This is a genomic window from Catellatospora bangladeshensis (genome assembly GCF_016862575.1).
Lineage (GTDB): Bacteria > Actinomycetota > Actinomycetes > Mycobacteriales > Micromonosporaceae > Catellatospora > Catellatospora bangladeshensis.
Genome location: NZ_BONF01000034.1, coordinates 44,107 through 60,873 on the forward strand (window position 1 = coordinate 44,107; position 16,767 = coordinate 60,873).

Here is a 16,767-nt window from a genome sequence, read left to right on the forward strand (position 1 = left end):
TTAGACTCCGCGGCCATGGTGACGGTGACCTTCGTCGACGAGACGACCGCGGGCGAACGCGGCACAGCATGGCATCTGGAGATCTTCGAGGAGCGGCTCACGCTGCGCGAGATCATCAGGCGGCGGGTGTTCCAGGAGGTGGCCGAGCACAACGCGGCCGGTGCCGAGGTGTTCCGCGGGCTGATCCAGCCCGGCGACACCGAGCGCGCCCTCAACGGCCTCGAGGCGAAGACCCACCGGCGCGTGGACGCGGAGAAGCAGTTCGCGCGGGCCGTGGAGGCGTTCTCCCGCAACGGGTTCGTGGTGCTCGTCGACGATCGGCAGGTCGAGGAGCTCGACACCGAGCTGCACCTCGGCCGCGACACCGAGGTCACGTTCCTCAAGCTCGTCCCGCTGGTGGGTGGCTGATGGCACCGACGGCGCAGCACCCGCAGCAGGTCGCCGAGCTGAAGCGGCGCCTCACCTCCGGCGACAGCGTCGCGGTCATGGAGCAGCTGGTGGTCCTCGCCGAGGCGAGCCACGGGGCCTGGGGATTCGGCGGTCCCTCGGTCAAGGACGTGTTACACCCGCTGCCCGGCCCGCGGAAGCAGGAGCTGCTCGGCCAGCTGCTCGACCAGGCCCGCACGGCACGCGGCGCAGCCGGCGCGGACCACCTGTTCGAGCTGGCCGAGTGGCTGGTGCGGCGGCTGTCCCTACCTGACCCCGGCGACGCAATAGCGCTGGTGCTGGAGGTAGAGGGGCAGCGGTGGATGTGCCATGATCCGAGCCTGGTCAGCACCGCCTGGGGTCTGCTCGACCTGGGCCGGGAGCTGCCCGCCGACTTCCTGGCGATGATGCGCCGCACGGTCACCGGCAGCTACCGCCCGAAGGAGTTCCCGGCGCTGCTCGCCAAGGTCCCCGCCCAGCCGCTGCTCAACCTCGGCGAGGCCTGGTCGGACCGGGTGCTGGCCGACGTGGCGGAGCTGGGGCAGCCGTGGTACGACCTGGTCGCGCATGCCGCGACCGCGACGTCCACGAAGATCACTAAGGCGTTCGAGGCGCGTGGCCGGGCACTGCTCGACGCCGTCGGCATGGACAAGGCTGCCGTCGTGCTGACCGGCTGGCTGTCCCTGGTCGGCCGCCCCCGCACCCGGCCCGTGGTGCGCCGCCATTACGACAGCGACGTCAACGAGCTGTTCGACCCGGTCAACGCGACCGTGCTGCGTGGCCTGATCTGGCTGGCGGGCCTGCTGCCGCCGCAGCCGGACCTGGCCCGGCTGCTGGGCGCGATCGTAGACACCTCGCTGCGCAAGGCGGCCGGGGTCGGCCCGCGCTCTCCGAAGATCGCCAACACGGCCGTGCACACCCTGGCCCGTGTCGACTCCGACGACGCGCTGGCGCAGATCGCGCGGCTCGCCGCCCGCGTCACCTTCAAGGGCACTCTGAAGGAGCTCAACACCGCGCTGGACACCCGCGCGGCCGCCCTCGGGCTGAGCCGCGCGGAGGTCGAGGAGCTGGCCGTGCCGACGTACGGGCTGACCGAGGTCGGCCTGCGCGTCGACCACTTCGGCGACGTGCGCGCCGAGACCACGGTCGGCGCCGACGGCGTACGCACCACCTGGTTCGCCGCCAACGGCCACCCTGTGAAGGCGGCGCCCGCCGCGGTGCGCCGCGACCACGCCGACGAGCTGCGCGAGCTGAAGGCGGCCGGCAAGGACATCGACAAGATGGTCACCGCCCAGTCGGAGCGGCTCGACCGCCAGTTCCTGGCCCAGCGCACCTGGACCTACCCGGCCTGGCGCGCCCGCTACCTCGACCACCCGCTGCTGGGCACGCTCGCCCGCCGCCTGATCTGGCTCGTCGGCGAGCAGGCCGTCGCCTGGTCGGACGGCGGCCTGACCACGGTGGACGGCACCGCCGTGACCCCGGGTGACGGGGCGGAGGTGCGGCTGTGGCACCCGATCGGCAGGCCGGTCGAGGAGGTGCTGGCGTGGCGGGAACGGCTGGAACGCGACCTGGTCGTGCAGCCGTTCAAGCAGGCCCACCGCGAGGTTTACCTGCTCACCGCGGCGGAGGAGAACACCCGGACCTACTCCAACCGGTACGCCGCGCACGTCCTGCGCCAGCACCAGTTCCATGCGCTGGCCGCCATCCGCGGCTGGCGCAACCGGCTGCGGCTCATGGTCGACGACGAGTACCCGCCGGCCACCCGGGAGCTGCCCGAATGGGGTCTGCGCGCCGAGTTCTGGGTCGAGGGCCTCGGGCAGGAGTACGGCGACGACACCACCGAGAGCGGCGCGTACCTGCGCCTGGCCACCGACCAGGTGCGCTTCTACGCCGCGGACGCGCCCGAGCACAGCGCGCACGCGGGTGGCGGCGGCTACCACCTGGGCTGGCGCGGCCGGCCCGGCGACGGCATCCCGCTGGAGCAAGTGCCGCCGCTGGTGTTCAGCGAGGTGATGCGCGATGTGGACCTGTTCGTCGGTGTCGCCAGCGTCGGCAACGACCCGACCTGGCAGGACGGCGGCCCCGACGGGCGGTTCGCCGACTACTGGGCCTCGTACAGCTTCGGCGAGCTGACCGCGACCGCGCAGACCCGCCGTGACCTGCTGCGGCGGCTCGTGCCGCGGCTGGCGATCGCCGACCGCGCCACCGTCGAGGACCGCTTCCTCGTGGTACGCGGTGACCTGCGCACCTACCGGATCCACCTGGGCTCGGGCAACATCCTGATGAGCCCGAACGACCAGTACCTGTGCATCGTCCCGAACCAGCGTGCCGACTCCGGGTCCGGCGGGGTGTTCCTGCCGTTCGAGGGCGACCGCGTGCTCGCGGTGATACTCAGCAAGGCGATGCTGCTGGCCCGCGACACGGCCATCACCGACCCCACCATCACCCACCAGCTCCGACGCTGACGTGCCACCCGAGCCGGGGCCGCACACAGCGAGCCCCGGCTTGACCGGAACCCGAGTCCGGAGTGGACGATGCCGTGTGGCCTGATCGGCGCCCATGTGGCGGACGCTCCATGATCGAAGTTCCCGCCATGCTGTCAGAACAGCATGGCGGGAGCCTCGATCAGGTAAGGGCGGGTGTCAGACAGGGCTGGTCGTGGTGGAGCGGGCCAGCAGGACGGAGCCGATCAGGGCGGCGTCCTGGGCGAAGGGCGACACCGAGACCTCCGGCACGTACGGCAGCACGGGCGTGATCCGCTCCACCAGCAGCCGGCGCACCAGGTCGCTGCGGGCCACGCCGCCCACCAGCACGATGCGCTGCGGGTCGAGCAGCAGGCAGCAGGTGACCACGTGCCCGGCCAGCGCCGCGACCCGGTCGAGCAGCGCGTCGCGCGCCACGCCGGGCCGCTCGGCCGCCTCGCACAGCCCGGCCGCGCCGCCGGGGATGCCCAGCGACGCCGCCAGCTCGTCGAGCGCGTGGCCGGAGAAGCGCCGCTCCAGCGACGGCTGCGGTGAGCCCGGCCAGTCGCCGCCGGTCGGCGCGTACGCGATCTCCCCGGCCGCGCCCTGGAAACCGGGCACGACCCGGCCGTTGACGGTCACCGCCGCGGCCACGCCGGTGCCCAGGCCGATCACCAGGCCCGGGTCGGCGTCGACGAGCGCGCCGCGCTCCAGCTCGGCGGCGGCGGCGGCGTTGAGGTCGTTGGCGACGCGGACCCGGCTGATGCCCAGCCGCGCGCGTACGGCCTCGGCCAGCCGCAGGTCCTCCCAGCCCGGCACGTTGGGCGCGAAGTCGATGCCGTGCTCGCGGACGATGCCGGGGGTGGCGATCCCGGCCGCCACCAGGGTGCCGCCGGTCTCCAGCACCATCCGCTCGGCCTGGTCCAGCGCCCGGTCCAGGGCCTGCGCGGCGCCGCGCGAGGCCAGGGTGGGCAGCCGGTCGGTCAGCAGCAGCCTGCCGTCGCCGGTGCTGACCCCCACGGCCATCTTGGTGCCGCCGAAGTCGATGCCGAGCAGGCGTTCGTGCTCGCCGGGCCCGGTGCTGATCGTCATCGTCACCGCCCGGCCGTCTCCGTCACCACGGCGGCCAGCGTCGCCTCGGCCGCGCGGATCCGCTGCCGCAGCTCCCGCGTCCGCGCCTCCACCCGCTCGAACGAGCCGCGCAGCAGCCGCACCTGCGCCCGCACCGCGTCCTGGCCGGGGCCGTCGGGCTGGGCCCGGCGCAGCACCAGCTCGGGGCGGTTCGCGGCGTCGATGAGGTCGGCGATCGCCGCCTCGGTCACGCCCTCCTGCACGCCGACCGCGTCGGCCGCCGCCCGCACCTTCTCCGGGGTCCAGGTGCCGGGCTCGCCCTCGCGCACCAGCCGCCCGACGATCGAGTGGCCACCCCGGAACGGCACCCCGTGCCGGGCGAGCGCGTCGGCGGCGGCGGTCGTCGTCGCGCCGCTGCGCACGATCTGCTCCGCGGTCGGCGTACGCAGCGGCTCCAGCTGCTGGAAAAGCCCGTCGAGCAGGCTGAAGAAGCGCTGCGCGCGGTCGTTGCTGTCCCACAGCCGCACCTGCACGTCGGTGGTGGCGTTGTTGGAGTCCTCCCACCACGCCGCGCCGACGTTGTTCAGCACCGACGCCGCGTCGGCGGCCGTCGCCCCGGCCATGGAGACCAGGTGCTCCAGCACCACCGGGTTGCGCTTCTGCGGCATGATGCTGCTGCCCTGGGTGAAGTCCGGCGGGGTGACCACCCACTCCCAGCTCAGCCAGTCCATCAGGGTGCGGGCCAGCCGCGCGCCGGTGGCCAGCGCCTGGGCGTTGAGGGTGCCGTTGCGCATCAGGTGGTCGGCTCCGGCGACGGCCTCGTACGAGTTGACGATGACCTCGTCGAAGCCGAGCAGCTCGGCCAACCGGCCCGAGTCGATGTCCAGGTCGGTGCCCGCGAAGGCGCAGGACCCCAGCGGCGAGCGGTTCAGCTCGTGCAGCAGGTCCAGGTAGGCCTGTGCCTGCCCGGCCAGCGCCTCGGCGTAGCCGGCCAGGGCGTGCCCGATGCTGGTGGGCTGCGCGGGGCGGCGGTGGGTGTACCCGATGATCACGGTGTCGGCGTACGCGTCGGCCCGGTCCAGCAGGACGGCCCCGGCGCTGGTCAGCGCGTCGAGCACGGCGAGCACCTGCTCGCGCAGGATCATCCGGAACACGCCCGCGTCCAGGTCGTTGCGGCTGCGGGCGAGCTGCACGTTCAGCTCGCCGGTGCTGATGCCGCAGGCCTCGGCCAGGCGCCGCTCCAGGGTGTAGTACACGTCCTCGACGCTGCCGTCGTACCCGAACTCCGCGGGCCGGTCGCCGTCGAGCACCAGCAGCCCCCGCAGCAGCTGGGTGGCCGAGGCGGCGGGGATGAGGCCCTGCTCGGCGAGCATCACCACGTGCGCCTTGCTGGCGTGCACCATCGGTCCGTACAGGTGCGCGGCGTGGTGCTCGAAGGCGACGCGGAGGTGATGCCGCTGGTAGACGGTCAGGTTCGGTTCCATCGGTGGCCTTCCGTTGAGGTTGCGGCGAGTGGTCAGTCGGCGCCGGGTGCCGTGGGCAGCGGCGCCGCGACCCACGCGGTGAGCAGTTCGGCCAGGCGCGCGGCGGCGAGCTGCCGCACCCGCGTCCCGGCCTCGGCGCCCGCCAGTGAGACGTGCCCGGACCAGCCCTGCCAGGGCTCGGGCCGGGATTCGATCAGGACGTAGGGGTGCGGGGTGTCCAGCCGGGGGCGCGGCGGCAGGTCGGCGGCCGCGTCCAGGTGCACCGCCTGCGGGTCGAAGCCGAGCACGGCGGAGGTCTCGTACGCGCCGCCGTGCCCGCGGGAGATCTGCTCGCCGAACAGCTCGGCGGTCTCGGCCGGGGTCACCAGCTGGAACCAGTTGGCCAGCAGCAGGCTGGCCAGGCGGCGGCCGGAGACCCACTCCATCGCGGCGCGCACGGTGGACATGTTGGCGTCGTGGCCGTTGACCACCAGCACACGCGGGAACCCGGCGGCCACGACGCCTTCGATGACGTCGCACAGGTAGCCGAGGGCGACCTCGGGCCGGATCGCGATGGTGCCCGGCCACGGCCGGGTCTGTCCGGGGCACGCGGCGTACGGCACGGCCGGGAACGTGACGGCTTTCAGCGGCGAACCGGCCAGCTCGGCGGCGAACCCGTCGGCGAGGATGAGGTCCGTGCCCAGCGGCAGGTGCGGGCCGTGCCACTCGACCGCGCCGACCGGCAGCACGGCGAAGTCGGCGGCGGCCGCGACGCGGGCCAGCTCGTGGCCGGGCAGGCGGGTGACGGGCAGCAGCCCGCCCCCGCGCTCCCAGGCCGTGATCAGTTCGTCCATTGCTCCGCCTGCCGTCCGCCGTTCTCCAGCCTGCTGGAGAACCACATCACCACGAAGATCAGGACGATCTGGAGCATGCCGTACGCGGCGGCGGTGCCCAGCTCGAAGGAGTACATCCGGTTGTTGATCGCCACCGAGATGGGGACCGTGGACGAGGTGTAGATGAGCACCGAGGCCACGAACTCGCCGACGCCGTGCACGAACGCCAGCAGCGCGCCGACGATGACGCCGGGCAGCATCAGCCGCAGCGTGATCGTGCGGAAGGCGCGCCACCAGCTCGCGCCCAGGTTGCGGGCCGCCTCCTCCAGCGTGGGGTCGACCACCGCCAGCGCCGCCGAGCTGGACCGGAACACCATCGGCAGGAAGCGCACGAAGTACGCCAGCGGGATGATCCAGAAGGTGCCGATCAGGGCCTGGCCGAGGCTGAACGTGCTGCCGGTGCTGAACGCCGAGATCAGGTTGATCGCGACCACGGTGCCGGGCAGCGCCCACGAGATCATCACGGCCATGTCCAGCAGGGCCCGGCCGCGGAAGTTCAGCCGCCGCACGGCGTAGGCGATGAGCACGCCGATGACCACGCAGCCGACGGTGGCGATGAGGCTCATCTGCACCGAGTTGAGGATCGGCTGCAGCGACTTCGGGTCGGTGAAGATCGTGATGAAGTTCTCCACCGTGTACGCGCTGGGGATCACCTCGCTGGTCCACGACCCGTCCTCGGAGAACGCCACCAGCGCGATCGTCGCGACCGGGGCGAGCAGGACCAGCGTGGCCAGGATCGAGGCGGCCAGCGCCAGCCAGCGCCCGAACGGGTTGAGGATCTCGCGCCGCTGGTGGGCCACGCCCTTGGACTGCGACCGGTAGCTGCGCCGCCCCTCGTACCACCGCATCAGCAGCAGGAACAGGATCGACACGATGCCCAGCACGGACGCATAGGTCGAGGCCATCGGCAGGTCGCCGTTGGTGCGGTTGATGTAGATCTGCATGGTCATGGTCTGGCTGACCCCGAACAGCAGCGGCGCGGTGTACGAGGCCAGCGACGTCATGAACACCAGCAGCGACGCCGACACCATGGCCGGGGTGAGCATGGGCAGCAGCACGGTGCGCCATACCCGCAGCCGTCCGGCGCCCAGGTTGTAGGCGGCCTCCTCGACCGACGGGTCCATGCCGGCCAGGGCCGCCGACGCCGCCAGGTAGAAGAACGGGTACATGGTGAACGTGTGCACCACCAGCACGCCCGCGATGTCGTCGAAAGCGAGCACCGGCCGCTCGGCGCCGAACAACTGCTGCAGCGCCCGCGGCAGGATGCCGATGTCGCTGTACAGCAGCTGGAACGCGATCGCGCCGATCAGCGGCGGCAGCGCGGCCGGGACCAGGATGAACGCCTCGATCAGGCGCCGCCCGGGGAAGGCGAACCGCTTGAGCAGGAACGCCATGCCGACCCCGACCACCCCGCACAGCAGCACGCTGGCCAGCGAGATGAACAGGGAGGTGAACAGCGACGCGCGGGCCACCCCGGACGAGGAGAAGAACACGGCGTAGTTGGCGGTGCCGTCCTCGCTGACGCTCTCCACGAACGTCGCCAGCATCGGCTGCACGACGTATCCCCACAGCACCAGCGCCAGGGGCGCCACGAGCAGGTACGGGAACCACGCCGAGCCCGCGCCCTCCCTGAGCCTGCGGTTCAGGTTCACGGCGAGCGCGCTCACGGCTTGACCACCCACAGCCGGTGCGGCGCGAGCAGCAGGCCGACCTGGTCGTCGATCTTGATGCCGTCGGGGGCGTCGACCACCGACACCATCAGCTCGTCGCCCGCGACGTCGACGGTCAGGTTGGTCGCCATGCCGGTGAACTCGATGCCGGTCACCTTGCCGGGCAGCGCGCCGTCGGCCGTCGGGCCGGCCAGCCGGACCTGCTCGGGCCGGGCCGACACCAGCGCGGTGTCGCCAGACTTGAGGCCGTGGCCCTCGGGCGCGCCGATGCCGATCCGGGCGCCGCTGGGCAGCCGCAGCTCCAGCCCGTCGGCGGAGGCCTCGGCCACCGGCAGCTCCAGCACGTTGCTGCGCCCGATGAAGCGGGCCACGAACGCGTTGGCGGGGCGGTGGTACACCTCGTGCGGGGTGCCGACCTGCTGCACCTTGCCGCCGTACATGACCGCGATCCGGTCCGACATGGCCATCGCCTCGGCCTGGTCGTGCGTGACGTACAGCGCGGTGGTGCCGGCCTCGCGCTGGATGCGGCGGATCTCGGAGCGGGTCTCCTCGCGCAGCTTGGCGTCGAGGTTGGACAGCGGCTCGTCGAGCAGTAGGATGCGGGGGCGGATGACCAGCGCGCGGGCCAGCGCGACGCGCTGCTGCTGGCCGCCGGACAGCTGGTCGATGCGCCGCGTGCCGTAGCCGGCCAGGTGCACCTGGGCCAGGGCCTGCTCGATCCGCTCGGCGGACGCGGCCCGGCCGATCTTGCGCACCTTGAGGCCGTAGGCGACGTTCTGCGCCACGGTCATGTGCGGGAACAGGGCGTAGTTCTGGAACACCATGCCGGCGTCGCGCTTGTTGGGCGCCAGCCTGGTCACATCCTGGTCACCGAAGTGGATCTGGCCCGCGGTGGGGAACGCGAAACCGGCGACCATGCGCAGGGTGGTGGTCTTGCCGCACCCGCTCGGCCCGAGCAGGGTGAAGAACTCGCCGGCGGCGATGGTGAGGCTGACGTCGTCGACCGCGGCGGCGTCGCCGCCACGGGAGAAGCGCTTGCTCACCGATCTCAGCTTGACGTCGATCATGGGGGTGGTCTCCTGCCGAGCGGGGCTGGACCGCCGCCGTGGGGGGACGGCAGCGGTCCAGCGGGGGGTGTTGAACCGGTCAGCCCTTGTTCTTGATCTCGGCGTTCCAGTGGTTGATCCAGGCGGTCTCGTTGGTGCCGATGACGGCCCAGTCGACGTCCATCGGCTTGAGGCCGAGCTTGGTCAGCCACTCCGGCTCGCCGGAGATCGCCACGGCCGGGATCTGGAAGAAGTCCTTGGCCAGCTCCGCGCGCAGCGCGTTGTCGTACAGGAACTCCAGGAACAGCTTGCCGCCGGTACTGTTGCCGCCCTTGACCAGCGCGACGCCGTCGACCAGCACGGGGGCGCCGGAGGCCGGCATCACGTAGCCGAACGGCATCTTCGACTGCTCCGACTGCAGCAGGATGTCCTGCAGGTTCCAGGCGCTGACGACACCCTGCTCGCGGGACATCTTCAGGTACAGGTCGGTCGGGTTGGCCGCGTACTCGACGGTGTTGGCGTCGAGCTTCTTCAGCCAGTCGTAGCCGGGCTGCGGGTTGGAGCCGTCCTTCGACAGCCGCTGGATCATGGAGGAGTAGATCGATCGCATGGTGCCCGAGGCGGCCACGTCACGGATGATGATCTTGTCTTTCCACTGCGGCTGGATCAGGTCGTCCCAGTCCTTCGGCGCCTGGTCGGGGGTGAGCGCCTTGTTGTTGTACATGATGACCTCGGGCAGCAGGATCTCCCCGAACCAGCGGCCCTGCGCGTCCTTGTACCGGGCGTCCATCTGCCCGGCGAAGGCTGGCTGCCACGCCTCCAGCAGGTCCTCGCCGGCACCGGCGGACAGACCCTGCTGGGTGCCGCCCCACCACACCGAACCCTGCGGGTTGCTCTTCTCGGCGCGGACCCGCTCGAGCACCTCCTGGGCGCCCATGTTCAGGACCTCGACCTTGTTCTTGTACTCCGGGTACTTGGCCGTGAACTTCTCGACCACGAAGTCGGTGACCTTCTTGTCCCGGGCGCTGTAGACGGTGAACTTCTCCGCCGCGGCACCGGAGGGCGACGCCTCCGGCTCGCCGCCTCCGCAGCCGGCCAGGCCGACGGCGACCACGGTGAACGCGACGGCGAGTGCCGTACGACGCTTCATGTAAACCTCCACGAGGGGAGCTGCCGAGGCAGCAGTGGATGGGATTCAGTTGGTTGCGGACTGGCGCACCGCCGCGGAAAGGGCGTAGCTGATCGCGCCGTGCAGCACCGCCTGGCCGCCGAGCACGGCCCGGCGCACCTCGGTGGGTGCGGGGACCTTCGCGGTGACCAGACCCTGCAGCTGAGCCAGGGCCGCGTCGTCGAGCTCGGCCGCGGCGCCGCTGAGCAGCACCCGGCCCGGATCGACGACACACGCGCAGGAGATGATCAGCCTGGCCCAGGCGTCGAGCACCTCGTCCAGATATGACCTGGCCGCCGCCGACCGTGCCGCGAGCTCTACCAGCTCGCGTACGGGCGACTCCGGCCGCCGGCCCGGGTTGAGCGAGACGAGCCGCTCGGCGATGGCGTTCGCCGACCAGAGCGCCTCGAACGGGCCGACCCCCCCGTAGGATCGATCGGCCGCGGCGAACAGGGGCATGAACCCGACTTCGCCGGCCGCGCCGCTCTTGCCGCGGCGCACCTTCCCGTCGAGGATCAGCCCGGCGCCGATGCCGTCGGCGACATGCAGGAGCAGCAGGTCGTCGACGTCCTTGCCGGCGCCGGCCACCTGCTCGCCCGCGGCCATGAGGTTGACGTCGTTGTCCACGACGACGGGAACCCCGAGGTTGCGCTGCACGGACTGCCCGATCGGCAGGGCCTCGACCAGGCCCACCGAGGGCGCGAGCCGGACGGCTCCGTCGGCGGAGACGCCCGGCACCGCGATGGCCACCCCGCACAGGGAGGGCCTGCTGCCGGCGACCAGTTCGAGAACGAACTGGCAGACCGTCTCCACCACGTCGCCGCCCATCCGCGCCGTGCGGTGGGCGATGACCACGCCGTTGCTGTCGGCGATCTCGCAGCTGATGCGCGGTGCCTCCAGGGACACCGCGGCCACGAGCTCGGCCCGCGGGTTGAACTCCAGCATCGTGCGCGGCCGGCCGTTGGTGCTGGCGCCCGGGCCGCGCTCGATCAGGTAGCCCTCTGCGATGAGGTTCCTCACGAGGGCGGTGAGAGTCGCCGGCGGCAGCCCGGTGCGCTCGGCCAGGTCGACCCGGGACAGCACCCGAGCCTCCCGAGCAGCCGATATAACCGACTGCCGCTTGATTTCACGCGAACGTTCCCGGCTGACCGGGCTCGTCGGCACCTTCTCCACGGCGATCACCGTTTCTTTCTAGAGATAAGAAAGTCCTGCGTCAAGTAACGAAAAGATCACGACCGCGGCGCCACCCGCACGCGCCCTGCCAGTGCAGGAGCTTCAGGGACCGGCCACTGTCGCGAAAGGAGCGTAGTGGCAGGGGTCTGCGGCGCGCAAAGGCTCACAAACAGTGCACATCAGCCGACGCACCGTCGCCCGATTTTTATCATCGCGAAAAAAGTACGACGCGAAGTCTTGACTCCGATTCGAACGGATCTCTAGCGTATCGCCGCAGAGACGCCCCCAGTCTCCGCACTTCTAGGCACAGGTACCACTCGCGTCTGTCCCATCTGGACGGACGGGCCACCCCTGCGTGGCAGTCACTGATTCTCGTAAATTTCTTATGAGAATTAACTGTTGGCTCCGTACCGAAGAGGTAACCGCCCATGCAATGGCGCACCAAAGCCATGTTCGCCGTCAGCGGCCTGCTCGCCCTAGGCCTGGCCGGCCCGGTCTACGCCGGCCAGAGAGCACCGCACAACCCCTCCCCCATCGACCTCGACGTGATGTTCATCGGGGCGCACCCCGATGACGAAGCCGGCCAGCTCGGCATGTTCGGGTACTGGAACGAGACGCACGACATCAAGGCCGGGGTCATCACGATGACCCGCGGCGAGGGCGGCGGCAACGCCGTCGGCCTCGAGGAAGGCCCCGACCTCGGCATCCTGCGCGAAGCGGAAGAGCGCAAGGCCGTCGGCTGGGCCGGGGTCGAGAACATCTACAACCTCGACGCCCTCGACTTCTACTACACCGCCAGCGCGCCGCTGTCGGAGCAGATCTGGGGCTACCACGAGTCGCTGTCGCGCATCGTGCGCGTGCTGCGCACCACCAAGCCCGAGGTCATCATCACGATGAACCCGTCGGCGACCCAGGGCAACCACGGCAACCACCAGGAGGCCGCGATGCTGGCGGTCGAGGCGTTCTACGCCGCGGCCGACCCGACCGCGTTCCCGGAGCAGATCACGCAGGAGGGCCTGCGGCCGCACCGCGTCGCCCGCCTGTTCCAGGCCGGTGGCAGCGGCACCGGCGCGAGCGGCCAGGCCTGCGAGACCTCGCCGTTCACCCCGGCCGAGCCCACCAACGTCGTCTTCGGCACCTGGACCGGCTACGAGTCGGCCCGCCACGAGGGCACCCGGTGGAACCAGGTCAACGTCTGGGCCCGCCGCGAGTACGTCTCGCAGGGCTGGGGCAACAGCGCCGACGCCACCACCAACCCGGCGAGCATCGGCTGCAACCGCATCACCATGATCGACAGCCGGACGCCGTACCCGGACCCGACCGCCGGCGGCACCGCGGCGCTGCAGGGCACGAGCATCCGCGCGCAGGGCGGCCTGCCGCTCGGCACCGAGCTGCACGTACGGCCGGGTTGGGAGGTCCTGTCGGGCGTCCCGTTCCAGGTCGACGTGAACGTCCGGGCCGGTGACACGCTCACCGGCGCGAAGGTGGACCTGGAGGTCCCGGCCGGCTGGTCCGTCACCGGCGGCCACACGTACGCCAAGCTGAAGGCCGGCCAGGAGAAGGTCGCCACCTTCACCGTGACCCCGGCCGCCGACCTCACCGTCGGCCGGCGCTTCCGGGTCAAGGCCACCATGACCACCGACAACGCCGGTTCCGGCAGCAACACCGGCCTGGTGCAGGCCACCGCGCCGGTGCGCGGCACGCTGGAGCCCCTGCCGGAGGTCGGCAACTTCCGCGAGTGGACCGTGGAGAACAACGTCCAGTCCCTGGACGCCCTGATCCCCTCGATCCTGCCCATCCCCAGTGGCGGCACCCGCACCGTGCGGGTCGACCTGAAGAACTACAGCAACGCCGCCCAGTCGGGCACGGTCGCGCTGCAGCTGCCCGCAGGGTTCACCGTCGCGGAGCCGTCGCGCTCCTACAGCGACCTGGCGGCGGGCGCCACGACGTCGGTGTCGTTCACCGTCACCAACTCCGACGCGTCCCTGCCGACCGCCAACCGGGCCCCCAACGACGGCGCGTACCAGGTGCGCATCGCCACCGGGTTCAACGGCGGCAGCGCCACCGAGAACGGCGTGTTCAACCTGGTGCCCGTCACCACCGTGCCCAAGGCCGCGACCGCTCCGGCGGTGGACGGCACGGCTGGCGCCGGCGAGTACACAGGTGAGGTCATCGACATCTCCACCCGCTGGGAGGGCTCCGCGGTCACCGCCGCCGACCTGTCCGGCACCGCCCGGGTGACCTACACCGACGACGCCCTCTACTTCCTGGTGGACATCACCGACGACGTGATGGGCAAGCCGCTGCTGGGCATCGACTGCAAGCGTCCGCGCCGCGCCGACAGCGTCGAGATCGGCATCGACCCCCGCAACGGCTCGGCGAACACCTCCACGGTGTTCAACGTGGCGGTCTTCCCGATCACCGACGACCCGGCCAACGGCAACCCGCCGTGCTTCGCCCGCGAGCGCGACAACCGCCAGGGCGGTCCCGCGACCGCACCCGGCCTGCAGGTCGCCTCGCACGTCAGCAGCCCGTACACCGGTTACCGGGTCGAGGTGAAGGTCCCGTTCAGCGTCCTGCCGGACAACGTGGACCCCGCCAAGATGGGCCTGAACATCCTGGTCAACGACTCGGACACGCAGGACCTGTCGACCCAGTCCCGGATCGGCTGGTCCACCTTCAGCGGCGTACGGGCCGACCCGTACCGCTGGGGCGTGGCGACGCTGCCCGGCCTGCCCGGCCTGGCCTCCGCGCCGCAGGCGCCGATCATGCCGGACACGGCCGCGCGCAGTGTGAACTCGCCGCAGACGATCCTGCAGTCGGCCGCCGACGGGGTCGCGCCCGGTGGCTGGACCGAGCTGGACGCCAAGACCCTGCGGATCGAGAAGGTGACCAAGCGCACCGGCTCGGTCGACGTCGAGCTCAAGTCGAAGGCCGCCGGCACCGCCCGGATCTTCATCTGGGACGGCTCGCAGGTCCTGGCCTCCGACGTGGTCACGCTCGGCCGCAACGCCAAGGCCACCGTGCGGCTGACGCTCGGCGCGGCCCTGCCTGCCGGGGCGACCCTGCTGGTGTCCTACGAGTCCGGCACCGGCACCCTCGGCGCCGCCGCCAAGCTCTGACGGCGCCTGACCAGCCACACCACCGATGAACGAAGCGCCCGTCATGCTGGCAGAACAGCATGACGGGCGCTTCGGCCGTGACAGCGCAGGTTCGCCTGGCCGCGACGTTCAGCGCGTCGTCACTCGCACCACGTACGACGAGGCGCTGTCGACCACGACGCGGTAGGTGATCTCCTGAATCTGGCTGTCGTCGTGGTACAGGGAGAATCCCGCCAACTCGCCAAGGTGGGTGAGATCGACCCCTTGACTGAGCTTCCTGCCCTGCAGAACATCCGCGATGCCACCCAGGAAGTTGGTCGCATCGCCGGGCGGCCGTGTCGGCGAGCGCACCGTCACATCGAGTTCGACCTCGTCCTGAACGCAGGTCCAGCCGGCCCGCTCCGCCGCTGCGGCGGCTGCTTCCAGTAGGCGCACCACCCGATCACGCTGCCGATGTTCTGCAGCGAACAGCGACTTCGCCTCGTTCTTCAAAGGCGGAAGGCCGCTGACGGCGAACATGACGGCCGGACGGTCCCCGGCACCGTCCGTGCCGGTGCGCTCCGCGTTCCACACGGCGTGATCGACCATCCACGGGGTCACCGGCCGGTGGAGCAGCACCGTGAGCTCATCCGCCACCCGGGTCACCAGATGACGAGCTTCCCTGGCATCGACGTGGCAGCCGTGCCGCGCGAGCCAGCGAAGGACCATCCGGTCTGGCTTGATCACGTCGTCGCGCCCGCAGAGCATCCACAGGTAACCCCGCCGCACGCCGTGCTGACCGTCGCCTGGGACATCGGCCAGCGCCCGCTCCACGCTGTCCCAGCGGGCCTGATCGGCCATCATCTCGGCTACTGCGGCGAGATCGCAGACGTCGTGGTCCACGAGTTTCCGGGCATACCTGAGGACAGCGTCCGCCTTCGGGATGCCTCCCCTGGCCGAGGTGAGCTGCCCGTTGGTGACCTGACGCAAGGCCGCCGCGGTGGAATAACGGGTCAGCAGAACCGGCAGAGGCAGCGGATCGGGCGGCAGAGGCTCGGCAGCACCGACCACTGGCCGCTCGTCACCGTTGGCATTCGCCACCCGGCGCACAAGCGGTTCCACAACCTCGTCATACCGGCTGGCGATCGACCAGACCGCGTCGATCACGCAGTACGAGAGGCTACGCCAACGCCGGTGTCGCGGAGCGGGATCAAGAGCGGCCACCGCAGTGACGACCTTGTCAAAGGACATGTCAGGCAGGATGCCCGAACGGCCACCTCGGCGGCATCGGCCACCAGGGCCCGGGTTGCTGACGCACCGATGCACTTGACAATGATCCTCCTCCACAGTGGACGATTGCCGTCGTGAGAATCCTTGTGATCGGCGGCAGCGGCCTGATCGGCGCACATGTGGCGGACGTGCTCAGCGAGCGCGGGCACACCGTCTCGACCGTGGCGCGCACCGCCCGGCCGGGCGTCGACCACGTGCTCGACGTGGAGACGGCGCCGGTCGAGCAGCTCCGTCCGCTGCTGGCGGGCCTGGACGGTGTGGTTTACGCCGCCCGCACTGACGAGCAGCGGCCACTGCGCAAGCCGATCCACCCCGCCTTCCGGCGGGACATGGTCGATCCGCTGGTACGCCTGTTCAGTGCCGCGCGCGAGGAAGGGCTGACTCGCGGCGTCGTCATGGGCTCGTACTACACGTACTTCGACCGGCTGCACCCGCAGTGGCGCCTGGCCGACCGCCACGTCTACATCTGCTGCCGCCTGGAGCAGGCGCGCGAGGCACGCGAGGCCGCCGGCCCCGGGCTGCCTGTCGCGATCCTGGAGCTGCCGTTCGTGTTCGGCCGGGCCGGTGACCGGCTGCCGAACTGGGCCGGTCCGCTGGACGGCTGGGCCAGGTCGCGAGCGCCGCTTGCCGCGCCGACCGGCGGGACCGCCGCGACCTCGGCGCGGAACGTCGCCGAGGTCGCTGTGGACGCGCTCGAACGGGGCAGCGGCGAGGACATCCCCATCGCCGACGAGAACCTCACCTGGCACGACATGATCAGCCGGATCGCGTCGGCCGCGGGGCGTCCCCGGCCGGTACGCCGCCTGCCGGGCTGGCTGGTCCGGGTGTCCATGCGGCTCGGGGCCGTGCAGCAGGCGCTCGCCCGTAAGGAGTCCGGGATCAACCCGGCCCACTTCGGCGATCTGCTGCTCAGCCCGCTGTTCGTGGAACCGGTGACGGGCCGCTCGCTGGACACCGCGATCCACGAGACGTTCCCCGAGAAAACACCACCCGCGTAGCGAGGCAAGACATGCGACCATTTTCGC

The 16,767-nt window shown here is 71.2% G+C and carries 12 protein-coding genes; 4 read left to right on the forward strand and 8 right to left on the reverse strand.

All coding sequences use genetic code 11. The annotated features are described in order from the left end of the window. The first annotated feature begins 15 nt into the window (after positions 1-15). Entirely contained in the window at positions 16-408 is a 393-nt protein-coding gene (locus Cba03nite_RS27545) for a hypothetical protein (protein WP_239126049.1), read from the forward strand. After that, positions 408-2,891: a DUF4132 domain-containing protein gene (locus tag Cba03nite_RS27550; protein WP_239126050.1), complete on the forward strand. Its 2,484-nt coding sequence runs from the start codon at positions 408-410 to the stop codon at positions 2,889-2,891. Before Cba03nite_RS27545 ends, Cba03nite_RS27550 begins: the two co-directional genes overlap by 1 nt. Positions 2,892-3,068: 177 nt before the next feature. On the opposite strand, the gene Cba03nite_RS27555 is transcribed toward Cba03nite_RS27550, so the two are convergent. The 7 genes from Cba03nite_RS27555 to Cba03nite_RS27585 all read right to left on the reverse strand — a co-directional run bounded on the left by Cba03nite_RS27555 (position 3,069) and on the right by Cba03nite_RS27585 (position 11,381). Continuing rightward, positions 3,069-3,980, reverse strand: a complete 912-nt coding sequence (locus Cba03nite_RS27555; RefSeq protein ID WP_203752294.1) for an ROK family protein — start codon at positions 3,978-3,980, stop codon at positions 3,069-3,071. A 2-nt stretch (positions 3,981-3,982) separates the two neighbouring features. Beyond that, positions 3,983-5,443, reverse strand: coding sequence for an argininosuccinate lyase (locus Cba03nite_RS27560; RefSeq protein ID WP_203752116.1), 1,461 nt, complete (start codon positions 5,441-5,443; stop codon positions 3,983-3,985). A 32-nt stretch (positions 5,444-5,475) separates the two neighbouring features. Continuing rightward, positions 5,476-6,276, reverse strand: a complete 801-nt coding sequence (locus Cba03nite_RS27565; RefSeq protein ID WP_203752118.1) for a creatininase family protein — start codon at positions 6,274-6,276, stop codon at positions 5,476-5,478. Then, positions 6,264-7,982 (reverse strand): ABC transporter permease, encoded by a 1,719-nt coding sequence (locus Cba03nite_RS27570; RefSeq protein ID WP_239126051.1) that lies wholly within the window; start codon positions 7,980-7,982, stop codon positions 6,264-6,266. The genes Cba03nite_RS27565 and Cba03nite_RS27570 overlap by 13 nt, the downstream gene beginning before the upstream one ends. Further along, positions 7,979-9,052: an ABC transporter ATP-binding protein gene (locus tag Cba03nite_RS27575; RefSeq protein ID WP_203752123.1), complete on the reverse strand. Its 1,074-nt coding sequence runs from the start codon at positions 9,050-9,052 to the stop codon at positions 7,979-7,981. The genes Cba03nite_RS27570 and Cba03nite_RS27575 overlap by 4 nt, the downstream gene beginning before the upstream one ends. A gap of 79 nt (positions 9,053-9,131) precedes the next feature. Next, a complete protein-coding gene (locus Cba03nite_RS27580) occupies positions 9,132-10,181 on the reverse strand; it encodes an extracellular solute-binding protein (protein ID WP_203752126.1) in 1,050 nt (349 codons plus the stop codon). 45 nt (positions 10,182-10,226) lie between these two features. Beyond that, positions 10,227-11,381 carry an ROK family transcriptional regulator gene (locus Cba03nite_RS27585; protein ID WP_239126052.1) on the reverse strand — a complete coding sequence of 385 codons (1,155 nt, stop codon included), beginning with the start codon at positions 11,379-11,381 and terminating at the stop codon, positions 10,227-10,229. A 419-nt stretch (positions 11,382-11,800) separates the two neighbouring features. Here Cba03nite_RS27585 and Cba03nite_RS27590 point away from each other — a divergent pair, with 419 nt between their 5' ends. Further along, positions 11,801-14,494 carry a sugar-binding protein gene (locus tag Cba03nite_RS27590; protein ID WP_203752128.1) on the forward strand — a complete coding sequence of 898 codons (2,694 nt, stop codon included), beginning with the start codon at positions 11,801-11,803 and terminating at the stop codon, positions 14,492-14,494. 108 nt (positions 14,495-14,602) lie between these two features. Here the strand turns inward: Cba03nite_RS27590 and Cba03nite_RS27595 are convergent, their stop codons facing one another. Continuing rightward, positions 14,603-15,703, reverse strand: coding sequence for a DUF8548 family protein (locus Cba03nite_RS27595; protein ID WP_203752132.1), 1,101 nt, complete (start codon positions 15,701-15,703; stop codon positions 14,603-14,605). 113 nt (positions 15,704-15,816) lie between these two features. Here Cba03nite_RS27595 and Cba03nite_RS27600 point away from each other — a divergent pair, with 113 nt between their 5' ends. Beyond that, entirely contained in the window at positions 15,817-16,740 is a 924-nt protein-coding gene (locus Cba03nite_RS27600; protein ID WP_203752135.1) for an NAD-dependent epimerase/dehydratase family protein, read from the forward strand. The last annotated feature ends 27 nt before the right edge of the window (positions 16,741-16,767 follow it).